The organism is Actinopolymorpha sp. NPDC004070, from assembly GCF_040610475.1.
Taxonomy (GTDB): Bacteria; Actinomycetota; Actinomycetes; order Propionibacteriales; family Actinopolymorphaceae; genus Actinopolymorpha.
Genome location: NZ_JBEXMJ010000002.1, coordinates 186313 through 202334 on the forward strand (window position 1 = coordinate 186313; position 16022 = coordinate 202334).

Genomic DNA, 16022 nt, shown 5'->3' on the forward strand with positions numbered 1-16022 from the left:
TCCGGCCGACGCGTCGCGTCAGTGCCGGTCGAAGTGGGTGAACCGCTACCGGGTCAGCGGCGACGCGGGCCTGCTCGACCGATCCTCGGCATCGCACACCTCGCCGATGCGGACTTCGATGAGGTGGTGGAGCTCACCGAGGCCTAGCGGCGAGAGCAGAAGTGGTCTGCCCGCAAGATCGCCGCCGAGCTCGCCCACCGCGGTTACCGGGTCTCGGTCGCCACCGTGGGCCGCTGGCTGGCCCGGCTGGGTATCAACCGGCGCCGTGACCTCGACCCGTCCGGTCGTCGAACCGGCGGCCGCAGCCGATCACCGCCCGGTATCCCGGGCACATGGTGCTCCTGGACGATGAGCAGGTCGGCCGCGTCCCCGATGGGGGCGGCTGGTGGGCACACGGCCGCGGCAGCGGCGCCACCCACGCGACTCGGCGGGCGAAAGCGAAGAAGAACGGCGGCGCCAGGGCCGGCTACGTCTACCTGCACTCGGTCGTGGACGGGGTTCTCCCGGCTGGCCTACACCGAACGGCGCCAGGGGCACTCCATCACTGTCTACGGGCAGACCCACGCGGCCGGCGTCGATTAGGCCGGCCGACACGTAAGCCGTGGAGCAGCCGGTCGTGGCGACGAACGATTGCCTTGCGTGCGCGGTGGGGAGCCTCGGTGCGTGCGCCGGTCAGTCGCCTCGAGTGGCACTCACGGGAGCGAGACGAGAGAATGCCGTCTCCGTTCACGTTTGCTCATGGCGCCGCTGCCCATAGGCACTGCCCTACGGTGTTGGTACCGACATGTGGCAACAGCCGACTTGGAGACGCATGGTGACTGAGGCTGCGGTCCGGCAATCGCTCCTAAGCGAACTGCTGGCTGATGCACGACCTCCCGTAGAGACCGTCTTCGAGTTCTGGGTTCCGCGGTCAAACGAACGTGCCGATGTCGCCGCCATCGGGGCAACCATCGACGGCTTCGAGATCAAGACAGATCGGGACTCGCTCAGGCGTTTGCCACGCCAGGCCAGCGCCTACGCCCGAGTCTTCGACCGATGCCATGCTGTCCTCGCGCCACGGCACGTCAGCAGGGCATTAGACATCCTGCCGCCGTGGTGGGGAGTTCGGATCATTGAGGATGGACCCACACTTCCTACGCTGCGGCCGGCAGCCCTAAATGGAGGAGTCGACCCCGAGACGCTGGTGAGGATTCTCTGGCGAGATGAGGCGTACACCGCCCTGTGCAGCCTTGGAGAGCCTCCCGATCCAAGTGCTGGGCGATTCCAAATGTGGGAGAAGCTGCTCACACTCCTCGACGTTGAGGCACTTAAGCGGTTGGTACGCGAGGCACTTCTCGACCGCAACTCCTCTTGGGCCGGACGTAAAAGCTCCCGTCACGCAAGTCCGGCTAGCTGATTGACCACGAACCGGAGGTGATGGGAGGTTCCAGCGCCGCGCCAGTGGTCCTCCCAGCCCGGCTCACAGGTCCCGTCGGCACAATCGGCGACCTCACGGTCACCCCAGCTGAATTCGCGACCAGCGAACTCGGGCTGTTCGACGAGGAGCTTGCAGAGTTGCCTGTACTGCTCTCGCCCTTCCTCATGGCGGGGTGCTTTGGCGCGGGGGATGATCGTCACCGTTTCGTGCGTATAGCGGATGGCAGCCCGCATGCCCAGTGGAATTTGTCCGTCGGCTGCGTCAAGGGGAGGATCCGGGTTCTGGATCGCGTAGTCGCCGTAGATGGGGACCCGGGAGACCCTCGACCTACGGAGCGCGAGCCACACTAGCCATTCGGTCCGGCGTCGACGCCCGATCGTGCCAGCATCCACAACCCCACCTCCCAGCGACATCGGCATGGCTGTACCAAGCAGAACGACGTTCCGCCACTGGCCGATCGAAACCAGCGCGTCGACCATGGATGCGAGGTCGTCGACCCTGACCTCCGCATCATCTGGGAGTTGCCGGAGATCCATCAGCAGATCAGCGCCGACCACTTCCACCTCAACGGCGTTGAGAGTCTCCTGGATGAGACTGGGGAATGACCGCCCGCCGGCAACTGCCGTGTCGAGCAGTGGCACGCGTAGCGCGAGCCCCCGACCGTCGACCGCCGCCGACTCGGCTACCTGCCGCTGAGTTGCGGTCGCATCTCCGAGATGCAGTACGGGGACGAAGACGATCTGGCGCCGACGGGCAGCAGCATGGATCGCGGCCAGTACCGGAATTGGTCCACCTGGTGATTCGGCAGGGTGGTCCGGAGCCAGCCGGAGCCGATCTAGATAGATGGGATGTGTGCCGACGGCCTTTGCCAGCCGGCCGATCCAACCGTTGACTCGAGCCCGGCTGAAGGGCTGAGATCCGGGGGACCTAGGGCCGAGCACCTCGAGAATCGGAGTGAGGCCAGCCCATGTTTCAGCGCATGCTTGCTGTAGCGCCAGCAGCTCACCGGGCTTGGTCTGAAGTGCGGCGACGTAGTGAGTTTCCCCTCTCGACATCAGCTGGAAATCCGCCGGATTGGACAGCTTGAGCTGGATTGAAATCGGCATCGCACGCCCCCATTCTACTAAGGCACGTTTAACCCTTGGGGCTAACGATGTCAAGGAGCGCCATAGAGATATCGTGGTCCGGCCGACGCCGGCGTGGACCCCGCCCAGGTCGCCGAATGGGCAGGCCACAGCCTCGCCGTCCTCCGCCGTGTCTACGTCCGTTCGCTCGCCTGCCGCGACGACGTGGCGAAGAAGGCGGCGCTAGCTAATGATGAAAGTTAGCCCAGCAGGAACACTGCAACTCTGTGCTAGTCCGTCACTCAGGAGTCAACGGCAAGCTCCCGCAGCCGACGAGGCGCCTTATCCAGTGGGATACGCACGTCTAGACCAAGTTTTTCCTTCAGCATCTGCTTCAGCTCAGGGCCCTCTATAAGCTGTATACGGTTATTCTTGCTCGCAAACTTTCGACTCGCGTCCCCATACCACGACGTTGCGACGCAGATAGCACCGTGTGCCCGATGCTCTTCCATCGTTCCACTCAATGCTCGAACCGTCTCAGCGGGAACAACATCTTTATACCGCTTAGCCTGGACGACGAACTCTGCGCGTTGTATTCCATCTCCTTTTATGTAAGCTACGGCATCCAACCCCTGATCCTTCGAAGACTGAGTGATCTCGACCTCAGTAAACATCGTCGCAAGAAGCTGCCGGACGAGATGCTCGAATTCTTGCCAGTCCATTTCAAGGAGATTCGGAAGGGAATCCAGGCCCGCTAGGACATCTACTGGGTCCGTGAACCGGTACTTTGCCTTGTCGAAGTCGAGAACTGGCTTGACCGGCTCAAGGTCATAGGGGTGAGGAGAAAGGACAACCTGCAGCCTGCTCAAACATGATTCCGGATCGACTCGATCGAGCACCAGTTCGTTATACGACGCTCGGGCTACGCTCACGCTGACCAGGTGTGGCCTAGCTGGTTGGCCGGTAGCTGGATCGAAGCTGTTAACCACCCCATTAAAAACAACGCTATCTACAACGTCTGCGGGGGATGCGGTGAAGCACTCAAATAGTGTTCGCAATGCAAACTGACAAACCATTGTCCGATAGAGATCTCTCCTCTCTCTTTCACTCCGCGCCACGGGCGCGACCTCTTTACGATTCTTGATGTAGCGATACGAGCGGGCCGACGGAATCACATCCGCACCCGGCAAGCACCGCTCAACGACCAGCTCGCGAAGTTCCGGACGATACTCGATTCGAAATTGAGAGGGGAAGCCCTGCGGGAGCGCCGACCTCGAGAGGACTCTGCCGATGTACTCCACCACGGCATCATGGCCGCCAGCTCGGAAATCTCGCTCCATACTGTCTACCCAGGCATTGTGCAACTGATCCGAAGTCTCAAGCTCCGCTATCTGCCTCAGATGTCGTTCTCGTGCCTGCGCAAGGAGAGCAATGCGAGCAGACTCGTCTCGTTCATACTGCTTTTCAGCCTCGCTGAAGGCTACCTTTGCTTCGTTCAGTGCATCTATATACCATGCGGGCTGGCCAAACATCATCCGGAAGGAACTCGGCGGGGTTGGTGTAAATTCCTCCCACTGCGGCGGCACCCCTTCCGTCGCCAGCTCGCCGGGATCGAACCTAGGACGCGGACTTCGGCGCTTTAGGACGCTAAATGGTATATCGGGACGGCTACTGAGGCCATCTCGAAGAAGATTTCGAATAGCAGCAACATGGACTTCAATAGCCATCGTAAGAGAAGCTGCTTCTTTTACCTTTGCTTCGTGCGCGAGCTGTTGTCGCTGGCGCGCCTCATTAGCCTGCTGGCGGGCCGCTGAGCGTTCGGCCACTTCACGCTCGCGTTGCGCCCTCTCCGCCTCGCGCTTCAGTCGCTTGTGTTCTTGCTCCGCAGTACGCCTTAAGCGCTCCGCTTCTCGCTGTCGCTGGCTTCGCGGTGACGTGCGCCCCGCCATGTCGGCCCCCTGGCTAGCTGTCGTCGCATCCAGTCGCCGTCGGAACTCCACGGCCTACAGGATGTGCATCTGGCTTCCTGGGATATGACCATCACAACCCCAGGCATTCTGGGACAAGCCTCCCCTTCTCCGATGATGACAGCAACTAGCTAGTTGTGCAGTGCCTTCTACCCAGAGTGGTCAGGGTTGTCGGAGTGGCAGTACACGTTCCGGCCCGAGCTTCAAGGCCGCGGCACTTCGCCATTCGCCGCAGACGGCCGTGTCCGGCCATAGACAGCCGGACACGGCCGTACTCGCCAGGTAGCCGCTGATCACGCATCGTCGCAGGTCAGCGGCCGTTTCCCGCTTGGACCGAGGGCATGGGATTCGGACCCATGAAGACAGGTGGGTCCTGCCTTAGCCGGTATCAAGCAATCTCCCACAGCCCGTCGGACACCACCGGACCGGGGCCAGCCCGGCTTTCAGCCACCGCTACCTATCACTGGGGTGGCGGGCTACTCGGTCCCCGGACGGCAGCCGCCGCAGATACCAGGCGTGACGGCACCTACGGTTGGCCACTCCTTCTGTCGGTGGCGTCGGGCAGAATCGATCCGTGAGGATCTTCATCGGGGCGCTAGTTGTTGCGGGTCATGACGTTGGTGACGGTCTGGTGGAGGCGTGAGGCGGGTGGTTGGTCGCCGGCGGCGGTGTGGGCTCGATGGTAGCTCCTCTCTGTCAAGCTCCAGTGAGGGTTTGGGGCGGCTGGTCGGCTGCGAGGTGGCGGTAGATGACCGTGGCGAGACGTCGTTTGAGGCAGCGCAGTGCTTCGCGATGTCCTTTGCCGGCGGCGCGTTTGCGTTGGTAGTAGGTGCGGGCGGGCTGGTGGGATCGGATCTGGCTGAGCGCGATGAGATGGAGCGCGTGGTTGAGTTGTCGGTCACCGGCGCGGGAGAGGCGGTGGCGGGTGACGTCGCCGGAGGAGACTTCGATGGGCGCGGTGCCGCAGTAGGAGGCGAAGTGGTCTGCGCTTGGGAATCGTGCGAGTGATCCGACCCGCCCGATGATGCGGGCGGCCAGTATCGGCCCCACGCCGGGGACGTTGAGGAGTGACGGTTCGACCTGTTCCAGCGCATCGGACAGGCGGCCGGCCGCGGCGGTGATCTTCTTGTCGAGGTGTCGGACTTCGGCGACGAGTTCGACCGCGAGTGCTCGCCTGGTGGCCCGGACTCCGCGGGGTCGGCGGACCCGGCCGAGCAAGGTGGCGGCCTGGCCGGCCGTGAGGAACTTCGGTGCGCCGCCATCGAGGAGCTGGCAGAGCAGCACGTGGAGCCGGTTGATGACTTGGGTGCGGTGTCGGACCAGTTCGTCTCGGTGTTCGCTGAGCAGCCGCAGTGTTTCAGCGTCTTCGTCTTGGCGGTGTTGCCGGTCGGCGCCGGTCAGGGCCGCGACGGCGACCGAGCGGGCATCGACCTGATCGGTCTTGCGTCCATGCCCGGTAGCAAGTTCCCGTATCCGGCTGCTGAGTTTGGACGGCACGTCCACGACAGTGATGCCGTCATCGATCAACCGTTGGGTTAGCGGCCGGCCAAGACCGTTGCTGCCCTCGATCGCCCACCGCACGTTGGGCCACCGTCGGGCCAGACGGCGCAGCTCGCGGTAACCGGTGCGGCTCGCCGACACCCGCAGCTCACCGAGCAGTTGATGACGGCTGTCGACTACCGCTGCGTACCAGCTGGCCTTGTGCGGATCGATGCCGATGACGACGTCGTGGTCCATGTCCAGGTTCCCTCTCGCGATACCAGGTGGGGAGCGCGGAGGGCAGACTGACGTCCGGCGTAGCAGACCTCTCTTGAGCCACTCCGCGCAGCGGGATCGCGGCGGGCGCACGCTATCAGCGAGCCAGCCACAGGCGGCATGTTGTAGTCGAGCGACCCCGCCCGCGATCCCTTGGCCTCAGACTGCAGCACCAAGGCCCAGACCCAGACCACCACGTCAGTTGTAGTGGATGTTCCACACCTGGATCGCCTCTGCGCGTTGGGTTTCGCTGGTCCACACCCGTGCGTAGAGGAGCTCCTCGGCCAGGGTCCGTTGGTAGCGCTCGACCTTGCCGTTATGGCGGGGTGTGTAGGGCCGGGTGCGCTGGTGGCGTGAGGCGAACGCCGTCGCTGTGCGTACGAAGGCCGAGGCGCGGTAGTTGGCGCCGTTGTCTGTGACCAGGCGGGTGATCCGGGCGATGCCGTGGGATGCGAAGAACGCCCGTGCCCGGTGGAAGAACCCGATCGAGGTCTTGGCGGTCTCGTCGGTGAGGTGTTCGGTGTAGGCCAGCCGGGAGAACCCGTCCACAGCCGAGTGCAGGTAGACGTAGCCGGCCTTGGCCGCGCCCTTCTTCTTGGCCTTGGCGCGCTGGGCGGCCCGGTCGGCGTCGCTGCCGCGGCCGTGAGCCCACCAGCCGCCGCCGTCGGGGATCCGGCCGACCTTCTTCACGTCCAGGTGCACCATGTGCCCGGGATACCGGGCGAGGATCCGCTCCGGGCGCCGGTTCGACGCACCGGACGGGTCCAGATCACGGCGCCGGTTGATGCCCAGCCGGACCAGCCACCGGCCCACCGTGGCGACAGAGATCCGATGGCCGCGGTGGGCGAGCTCGGCGGCAATCTTGCGGGCGGACCACTTGTGTTCGCGCCGCCAGGTCTCGATCAGCTCCACCACCTCATCCGGAGTCTGCGACGGCGAGGAATGCGGCGCGGAGGAGTGGTCGAGCAGACCGGCGTCGCCGCTGGTCCGGTAGCGGTTCACCCATCTCGACAGACACTGACGTGACACACCGGCCTCCGCGGCCACGTGAGCGATCGGACGGGTCTGGCAGCGGGTGACAAGACGCAGCCGACCGGCAGGAGTCAACGGGGCGCTAGCGTGGGACACGAGGGGTAGATCCCTTTCGATGAGCAGGACGGTTGGTCGCACTTCCATCCTGCCGTCAGGCGATCTACCCCTCCCTCACGCCCCGGCCACCGTCAACAACCTCATGAGCCACAACAGCTAGTCAGGGACTGCGAGCCGGGGGACGCTGCGGCAGTGGCCGTGGTCAGGGCCCTCGGCTACAAACCGACGTGCGCGGAGGTCGTCGGCGCCTCGCCTAATACCCTGAACAGACCCCAAGCGGCAGCACCTTCGACCGCTGCGAAGATCGGTACAAGGGGGCCAGCGCAGGAGTATCTGACCAGGCATGTCCATAGGTCTTTCCGTGACTCATCCTGCACGCGTAGAGCTACTCGGCGCGGAGCCTCGAGCAACGATCGACTCCTTCCCCCTGCTCCTCTTGGTCGAGACGCTAGCGAGCGCGCCTGTTCTGTGCCTATGCACGCATTCGGGCAGGAGGCCTGACCGGTGAGCATCCAACTGACCAGTACTGACCTGGACCAGTGGTCGAATCGTCGCGATGCCCAGGGCAAGCTGCCGGCGCTCGTACGTCGGCTCCTCATGTCGACAGTCCGCCCAGAACGAATTCGGTTCCCGGCCGCTGAGGGCATCGCGCTCCCAGGCTTGGATGGCGTTCTCAGGGTTTCTGGACCGGCAGGGCCATACGTACCGGCCGGGGAGTCGGTGTGGGAGGCCAGCACCGAGGCCCGGCCGAAGCCGAAGGCGACCCGGGACTATACGAAGCGCACTAACGAAACGACAACGGTGGAGCGCGCCGCCACCACCTTCGTCTTCGTCACTAGCCGCACGTTCGGCGACGCGGACGCGTGGGTCGAAGAGATGGAAGCCCGCGGGAACGGCTGGAAAGAGATCAGGGTCATCGACGCCCAGGACCTCGCGACCTGGCTCGAGACCTGCCCCGGAGCACACGCGTGGCTGTCGAATGAACTGGGCCGGCCGCTGGGCATTGTTGAACTCAGTCAGTGGTTCGACCGCTGGTCAGCGCAGACCGATCCAACCACGCCCGCCGCGCTGCTGTTAGCCGGACGCCGACGCGACGCAATCGACCTCCTCAACGAACTCGACGGGCATCCGAGCCCCATCGAGCGGTGTGCAGGCAGCGTCGAGGAGGTAGTTGCATTCATCGCTGCGACCCTGCGGCAAGGACCCGCCCGCGAGCCTGCGGCCGCCGACGGATCCGTGTCACCGAGCGTCGATGAGGGTGATACGAACGGAGTGCCGGAGGATGAGGACGTGCTCACCCGGGCCCGCGAGCCCGAGGAATTCGAGGCGCTGTTGGCTCGCTGCCTCGTGGTGGAGGGCGAGGACGCGTGGCGCCATTGGAGCCGTCACGACCATCCGCAGATTCTCATCCCGTTGTTCTATCCGGACTCGGTACAGGCGGCGGTCAAGGCCGGACACCATGTCGTCCTGCCGCGGATCTCGCGGGGCGCTCACGACAGGGGACGGCTGGCGTTGCTCCAAGTCGATGCCGCCCGGACAGCGTGGACCGATGCCGGGCTCGACTTTCGAGTTGCCGGGGAGTACGCGATCGCGTCGCGTCGTAACCTGCGTTCGTTGCGGCGCCGAATCGCCCGGCATCGGCGCCACCAGATGCCGGAATGGGGGTCGGGTCCGTCGGCCTCGCTGCTAGCGACCGTTCTTCTGGCCGGCGAGTGGGACACCAACTACGAGGGTGACCTTGAGGTCGTTCTCGCGCTGACGGAACGGGCATCGTGGCGGGCGCTCGCGCGTGATCTGGTCATGTTGACGAGTGGGGACGACCCGCCACTAGCGCAAGCCGGCATGAGGTGGTTCTTTGTCGACGTCATCGATGGTTGGGATGTGCTCGGCACATACTTGGTGGCCGAGGACATCGACGTTCTGCTTGAGCACGCGGTACCGGTTCTGACCGAAGTTGACCCGATGATGCACGTGACGGGCGAGCAACGGCTGGAGGTCTCCCTTGAGCCGACCCGGCCTCGTCGTCGACACTCGAGTCCGCTGAGGAACGGCATCGCGACCACCATCGCCGTTCTAGGCTCGCTCATAGGTGACAGCACAGTGGGCGGGCGCTGGACGGGCCAAGCTGTGGCCAACCGCGTAGTCCGCGAACTGCTGCACGGCGCAAACGCGGACCGATGGCTCACGCTGAGCAGCCACCTGCCCCTCCTGGCAGAGGCCGCGCCGACAGTATTTCTGGATGCGGTCGAGCAGTCCCTCAAACTCGCCGATCGCCCGGTAATGGCACTGTTCAACGAGGTTGGTGACGGGTTCGGGCAACTGCGATCGCGCCACTCACCGCTGCTGTGGGCGCTGGAGACGCTCGCGTTCTCCCGCGAGCTCGCGTCGCGAGTCGCGACGCTTCTCGCGCGGCTGACGGAGCTGGACCCGGGTGGCCAGCTGGCGAACAGGCCGTTTGCGTCGCTGATCGCGATCCTTCATCTAAGAGTTCCGCAGGGCAGGGTCGACGCCTCGAATCGCCTAGACGTGGTAGATGCGGTGCGGCGAGCAGTTCCGGCTGTTGCTCCCAAGGTGATGAGCAAGCTCATCACTGGCCACAACTCGGGAATGCTCATCCGGAATGGGCCCCGCTATCGGGCGTGGCCGACTCCGCGTATGAGGTCGACGTACGGCGACATCTTCGACAGCGTCGACGGCCTGACCGTCCGGATCATCGAGGATGCCTCGAAGTCCGGCGAGTGGAGGACGGTTGCAGACCTCATCGGCCACGTGACTCCTGCCGGTCGCATGCAGTCGCTGAACGCGCTGGCCGAGAGCTGGGGGTCGATAGACCCGGAGGCGCAGGCCGAGATCTCGAAGGTGTTGGCCGGTATAGCTGACCGACACCGACAGTTTCCGGAGGCACGGTGGTCGATGAGGGCCGAGGGTGCCGCCGAACTGGAGGAGTTCCTAGCACGGTTCGGTGCCTTGGATGCTAGCGCTTCGGATGCGTCGTTGTTCGGCTGGTGGCCCAAGGCCATCGATATGTCGACTGAAGTTGGGCGGGAGGAGGCCGAGCGTCGTCGGGTGGAGATTGCCACAAAGACCGCGAGGAATGGCGGTATCGACGCTGTCCGGGAGCTGGCGCGGGCCGTCGAGGCCGGTTATTCGGTTGGGTATGCGTTGGCCAAGTCGACCGACGAACTGGATGAGCAGATCCTCGATCTCCTAGACGCCGAGGACCCGAAGGAACGCGACGCTGCGGTTGGTCTGGTGTCCGCCCGGGCACAGACACCGGGCTGGCTGGCCGCGCAAGTTAGAGCTCGATCGGCCCAGGCAGCGGCTCTGCTGCTTTCGGTCGAGGTGACCGACGAGACCCTGGAACTGGTGGATGCTGCGCCTAAGGAACAGCAGTCGCTGTTCTGGTCCCGGGTGAACCCGTATCGTTCATCCGATGATGTCTTAGCACGGTTCGTGGACGGGTTGCTTGCCGCCGACCGGCCGTACAGCGCAATACACACCGTTTCGATGCGCAACGCGCCGGCGCCAGCCGAGGTCGCATTGGCCGCGCTGCGTGCGCCAATGAGCGGCACGCAGGAGCACCCGAGAGCGCTCCAGTCTCCGGAATACGTGATCGGCTCTCTCTTCGACCAGCTTGAGGTCGCGGGCGTGGACTCCGACGACCTGGCTCGTCTCGAACTCTTCTATCTGCCGCTTCTAACTGGAGGACGCAAGCCGCGAACACTGCAGACCAAGCTTGCTACCGACGCAGAGTTCTTCGCCGACGTTGTGGCCCAGGTCTACCGGCCTGACGACGATGCGGAGGATCCCGTGGGCGACCTTGAGGAATCGACGGGATCGGAGGCTGACAAGGTCGATACCGATGAACACCAGTTCAGCCACGTCTGCTGGGAGCTGTTGCATGGGTGGCAGGACCCAATGCCAGGCACAGCGCCCGGCGCCAGCCCGCACGCTGACCTGATGCACGCGTGGGTAACCAAGGCGCGCGAGGCGCTCGCAGTTCGGCGGCGAGCTGGTGTCGCGTCCATGGCCATTGGCGAGGCGCTCGCTGGTACTGCGACCGACGAGGACGGGACGTGGCCTTGCCTTGCGGTGCGTGAAGTACTCGAACGCGAGCAAGACGACGATCTGGAACTGCACCTCTCGATTGCTCGGCAGAACCAGCGTGGCGTCACCGTCCGTGGACCCTACGACGGGGGTACCCAGGAGCGGGAGCTCGCCGGGATGTACCGCAGCTGGGCAGACGCGGTCAGAGACAGATGGCCGCGGTCTGGCAAGTTGTTGGACGAAATCGCCGAGGTGTACGAGGCAGACGCTCGACGAGAGGACACGCTGGCCGAACGATACATGCGCGAATAGAACCTCGAAGCCAGTGTTTGCCCAGGCAGTACTCCCCCCCCGCTTCCCCAGGCGTGCAGCCAGCGACAGCGGCAGAGCCGCCACGACGAGTCGTGGCCCCCGCCGTTGCTTCGACGTCGCTTGCCGGTGGTCGCATTTACTCTGGGCGGGTGAAACCTCACCATCACGAGATCGCTCGCACGGGATGGACGCCGACTCGCCGTTGACGCCGAGACTCGACGCCGCCTATGCCGGGGGATGTGCGGAGGCTTTCCGGCGTTCCAGCAACGAAACCACCCGGCTCCGTCGATCCGCGTCGTCCGGCTGCAACGCTTCCCCGATGACACGAACTGGGCTGCGGGCCGTGACGGTGCGAAACAGATCGACCGGTACACGGCACTGTGCGACCAGCTGGGTCTCGTCGACGCCCTCCTGCGCCAGCAGCTCCACAGCCCGCGGCAGCAGCGAGGGCTGCTCGATGACACTTACCAGCCCCGGTTCGTTTCGCCGCCATCCGCGAGCCGAAATGGTCGACATGGCGTTCCGGTAGGACACGTCTCCGAGGCATCCAAGCCAGCGGGCCCGGAACAGCAGAGCCTGAATACTGACGCCCCACTGTTCCTTCAGACGGGCCAGGGTTTGCCAGGCGTGGCCGCCCATGGTGGCTGGAAGCAGCTCGCGGATCTGATTAGCGGGCATCAGGAGCTCGGCGGCGAAGCGGTGCGCCTGATCCTCGACGATCCGGCCGCCCGGCTCGGCGTCGTGGTGCATGATCAGATGACCCAACTCGTGGGCCACGTCGAAGCGTTCGCGGTAGTAGTCGCGCTTGATCGGGTTGAGAATCACCACCGGACGCAGCCGGCTGTCGAAAGAATATGCGTCGACCGTAGCCGTCTGCTCTGGGCTGAAGACCACCAGCACACCGTGATTCTCGAGCAGGCGAACGAGATGCCCGACCGGCCCGGCCTCGATTCCCCACTGCTGTCGGACGAGCTGCGCGGCTTGTTCTGGACCGTCCCCGTCACTGTCGTCGACCGCCACCGACAGGCTCGGCAGGTCAGGCTCCGGGAACTCGACGTGCCGTTCCAGGCAGCTCGCGATGTCCACGGCCAGCTGCCCGTAGGCGAAGGCCTGGTCGCGGGCCAGCTGACTGGTCGAACGCAGTGAGCGAAAGTGCGGTGTGGCGCTGAGTGCCGCCACATCATCTGGACGGATCGCAAAGAACCCCGGCTCGACGGACAGGCTCAGCGCCAGTTGCGCGACAGTGGGCGCCGTGGGCCGCTTCGCCCCAGACTCCCAGGCGGCCACCGCGGTGGGGCTCTTCTCCACCCTGGCGGCCAGGTCACTCTTGCGAAGACCCGCAAGATGCCGCGCAAGCGTGAGGCGGGCTCCGTCGAACAGGGCAGCTACGTCGGCTGGCCGGCTGGGTGTGGGCGTGCGGGAATTCACCGTTCACCACGAGCATGGTCGTCATGACGCTCTTCGGGACGGGTCCGCAGGCGGACAGGGGCGTCCTGCACGCTTTCCGGTCCGGTGGGTTGCGGGGTGTCGTCCCGGCGGCGCCCGCCGTCCGCCGGCGAAGTTCCCAACAGGTCTTGGCGCCAGTGCCATGCTTGGCCTCCGCCGGAGTTCAATCGGGCGCGACCGAGCACCAGTTCGCTCTGCTGACTGAGTGGGTCGAGGCTGTGGGCGACCACGAACGTCACCATGTCCAGCTCGTTCGCGGCGGCGAGCACCGACTCCAGCCCGCCGATCTCCTCGTCGGCGAAAGCCTCGAACAGGGAGGGCTGCGGCGGCTCAGGACTCGGCTGACGGGCTACCCGCTGCTTTGTCGGGCTCTTCTGGGGCCAGGGCATGTGATCGAGCTTCCCGAAGGCACAAGAGGCCAGCAGGAAGCGGCACTGGCCATAGGCCCAGCCGGGGCTACCGTTCAGGTTGGCCCGTCTGACTAAGCCTGGGACCAGCCGCGGAATGGTCTTGATGTCCCGGTCGGACAGCTCGGCGTACAGCAGGTCGAGGTCTGCATCGTCGTCACCGGAGCGCACGGCGTAGCGCTCACAGGCGAAGACCCGGTCCAACCGGTCGCGAAAATAGGTGTACCTGTTGTTGCCGAGCCAGGCGGCGTCGTGGCCGTCCGCCTCAGAGTAGGTCGCCAGGGACCGTGCGGTGGCCGAGAGGTACGCCCAGCGCACGCCGGCCAGGATCCCGGCCTCCCCCAGCTCAGCGATGACGTCCTGCTGTTCGCTCACGCGGCAAAGCTACATCATGGCCAGTAACTTCTGCACCAAACTGAACCCGCTGGGCGTGTCTGATGCACGAGCAACACCGTCGACTAGAAACTCCGCCTTCGCATGGTTACCTGCGCGTCCTGCGGGCGCGGTGACAAGCTAACCGGCAAGAACGTACTCGGGGACTGGCGCGAGCTCGTCCCCGAGCGGGCGGTGGCGGCGCTGGTGGACGCAGCCATGGACGCCGGCCGGGTCCTGACTCCGCCGAATGCTTCCACAACGGCGGGAAGGACCCGTGACACGGTGAGCCACCGCGCCTTGTCATGGCGCCGGGAGAAGGGCACCGGGAGGCGCGCATGTTTGGCCTATCCGTGTTGGGTCAAGAGCGACCGGCGCGCAGACCCCCACAACGACGACGGGCCCTGGCGCAGGACCTGAAGGGGACTTGAGAAGAGCGGAAACAGTTTCGCCCTGCAGCGAACAGCACACTGTCGGTGGCTTGTGATTGTCTGACCAGCATGTTCACTGTCGGATGTCCATACGGGTTCCCGGTGACCGACGTGGCGCTCGCTGCTGAACTCCCCGCTATGCCGAAACGCCACTGCGCGTGAGCGGATTGCTAATGGCTGCGATAAGTGGGTGGACCTCACGGCGCACCTGCGCACCTGCGCGGCAGAGCTGGCCGACGCGTGACCGGTGCGCGTGCCGCCCTCACGACGAACCAAGACAGGAGATCCCAACCGATGACTGATCTTCGCGTTCCCGCTGTGAAGAGTGACCTGGAGTACCTATTCGACCTGCTGTCCCTGATCCCGATCCCGACCATGAACCGGGAAGTGGATGGTGCCGATCCGGAATTCTGGCGCCGCGTGGCCGCGACGAAGGGGAGGATCCGTGACGAGGAGACCCATCGCAGCTGGCGGCGCCGCAAGCCCACCACCACCCCCGCCGACAGGCACAACCGCTACCTCCGCGACAACGAAGCTGCCGGATACATCACTAGCAGCCTGGGCGCGGCGCTTACCAAGGCCGACAGGAGACCGCTCGCTGACTGGACTTTGCAGGACAAGCGTTACCTGACCCAGTACGTGCTGATGTTCTTCGACGGGGAGCGGCCCGACCTGTGGGAAGTAGTGTCCGAGCGCGTGAGCATGGGGGGCGGGATGCACCCTGGCGCGGCCGGCCGCCGCTGGTGCCAGGACGTGTGCGCGACCGCGTGGCGGCTGTGGATGGACTCCTACGGCGCCGAACGTGGCGAGCAGCGCCTCAAGGAAATGCCAGGCCTGAAGCAGTAACTCAACCGCCCGGCCGTGGCCACTGCGCGGGAACCAACCGAGAAAGCGAGACCCAAACCCATGACCGAAACCCCGTGGCGTATCGCCTACGACCTCGTGCTGCCGTTCGGCTGCGAGACCCGCCCGTACGGGATGGAACGACGCGGCGTCATTCACGTCCGAGCGTACGAAGCTGAGGGCGAGACCCCCATCGTCATTATCGGCGAGTTCGCTGACCACCCGCCCATGCAGAGCAACTGGCAGGCGTCGACGTCGTACGCGGCTTCGGTGCAGAGCTACCTGTACCCCGAGGGACGGGACCTACGGTACGTCCTGTACGTGACCACCTCCGTCAACGGTGAACGCAACCAGGCCAGGTTCCAGGAGCTGAAGGTGGATGAGCGTTCCCTCCAGTTCTCCCGCAGCGTGAAGGACTGGGCGCTGCGCCGACCCCACCCCATCTGGCCCTACGACAGGGCGCCAGACATGCCGCCCCCGGCCGGGCCCGCGCCTGGCGGCGTTCCGCACACCAGCCTGTACGCGCCGCTCGACCACATCAACGAGTTGCTGCCGTGGAAGATTGAGCACATGTCGTTCACGGGCGGCGGTGAACGTGCACTGCGATGGCCGGAGGGTCAAGAGGATGCGCTGGGTGAGTACTACCCGACGATCGTGAAGGTGACCAAGTCTGCCCGCGTCTGCATCCCCGACCTGCTCGGCGACACCGAGATCCACGTGTGGCCGACCGACCTCTACACGTCTGAGCGGATCGGTGGCCCGGAAGCGGCCGCGCTCATGGGCACCGAAGTGAGCTGGCTCCGCCCGGATACCAACGTGGCTCCAGAGCCCGCGACGTAACGACTCGCCGCCCCTAGACACGGGGCATGTCG

9 protein-coding genes and 2 pseudogenes are annotated in these 16022 nt (G+C 65.1%); 5 read left to right on the forward strand and 6 right to left on the reverse strand.

All coding sequences use genetic code 11. The annotated features are described in order from the left end of the window. Positions 1-22: 22 nt before the first annotated feature. Both ABZV93_RS04440 and ABZV93_RS04445 read left to right on the forward strand, forming a co-directional pair. Positions 23-407: pseudogene (locus ABZV93_RS04440) on the forward strand (helix-turn-helix domain-containing protein); the annotation flags it as partial. A 404-nt stretch (positions 408-811) separates the two neighbouring features. Beyond that, entirely contained in the window at positions 812-1396 is a 585-nt protein-coding gene (locus tag ABZV93_RS04445; protein WP_354930232.1) for a sce7726 family protein, read from the forward strand. Here the strand turns inward: ABZV93_RS04445 and ABZV93_RS04450 are convergent. The 4 genes and pseudogenes from ABZV93_RS04450 to ABZV93_RS04465 form a co-directional block, all read right to left on the reverse strand. Next, on the reverse strand, positions 1375-2523 hold the full coding sequence (locus ABZV93_RS04450; RefSeq protein ID WP_354930235.1) for a hypothetical protein: 1149 nt from the start codon (positions 2521-2523) through the stop codon (positions 1375-1377). The two genes, ABZV93_RS04445 and ABZV93_RS04450, sit on opposite strands and share 22 nt — an antisense overlap. Before the next feature lie 260 nt (positions 2524-2783). Then, a complete protein-coding gene (locus ABZV93_RS04455; protein ID WP_354930238.1) occupies positions 2784-4307 on the reverse strand; it encodes a restriction endonuclease in 1524 nt (507 codons plus the stop codon). Positions 4308-5144: 837 nt separating this feature from the next. Beyond that, positions 5145-6185 (reverse strand): IS110 family transposase, encoded by a 1041-nt coding sequence (locus ABZV93_RS04460; protein ID WP_354930241.1) that lies wholly within the window; start codon positions 6183-6185, stop codon positions 5145-5147. 219 nt (positions 6186-6404) lie between these two features. Continuing rightward, positions 6405-7331, reverse strand: a pseudogene (locus ABZV93_RS04465) (IS481 family transposase); the annotation flags it as partial. Between the two features lie 465 nt (positions 7332-7796). On the opposite strand from ABZV93_RS04465, the gene ABZV93_RS04470 reads away from it, so the two are divergent. Then, positions 7797-11651 carry a hypothetical protein gene (locus ABZV93_RS04470; RefSeq protein WP_354930244.1) on the forward strand — a complete coding sequence of 1285 codons (3855 nt, stop codon included), beginning with the start codon at positions 7797-7799 and terminating at the stop codon, positions 11649-11651. Positions 11652-11876: 225 nt separating this feature from the next. On the opposite strand, the gene ABZV93_RS04475 is transcribed toward ABZV93_RS04470, so the two are convergent. Together ABZV93_RS04475 and ABZV93_RS04480 are read right to left on the reverse strand one after the other, a co-directional pair. Then, positions 11877-13079 carry an XRE family transcriptional regulator gene (locus tag ABZV93_RS04475; protein WP_354930247.1) on the reverse strand — a complete coding sequence of 401 codons (1203 nt, stop codon included), beginning with the start codon at positions 13077-13079 and terminating at the stop codon, positions 11877-11879. Beyond that, a complete protein-coding gene (locus tag ABZV93_RS04480) occupies positions 13076-13879 on the reverse strand; it encodes a hypothetical protein (protein ID WP_354930250.1) in 804 nt (267 codons plus the stop codon). The genes ABZV93_RS04475 and ABZV93_RS04480 overlap by 4 nt, the downstream gene beginning before the upstream one ends. A gap of 722 nt (positions 13880-14601) precedes the next feature. Here ABZV93_RS04480 and ABZV93_RS04485 point away from each other — a divergent pair. Together ABZV93_RS04485 and ABZV93_RS04490 are read left to right on the forward strand one after the other, a co-directional pair. Continuing rightward, on the forward strand, positions 14602-15153 hold the full coding sequence (locus ABZV93_RS04485; protein ID WP_354930253.1) for a hypothetical protein: 552 nt from the start codon (positions 14602-14604) through the stop codon (positions 15151-15153). Positions 15154-15213: 60 nt separating this feature from the next. After that, positions 15214-15990 (forward strand): hypothetical protein, encoded by a 777-nt coding sequence (locus ABZV93_RS04490; RefSeq protein WP_354930256.1) that lies wholly within the window; start codon positions 15214-15216, stop codon positions 15988-15990. The last annotated feature ends 32 nt before the right edge of the window (positions 15991-16022 follow it).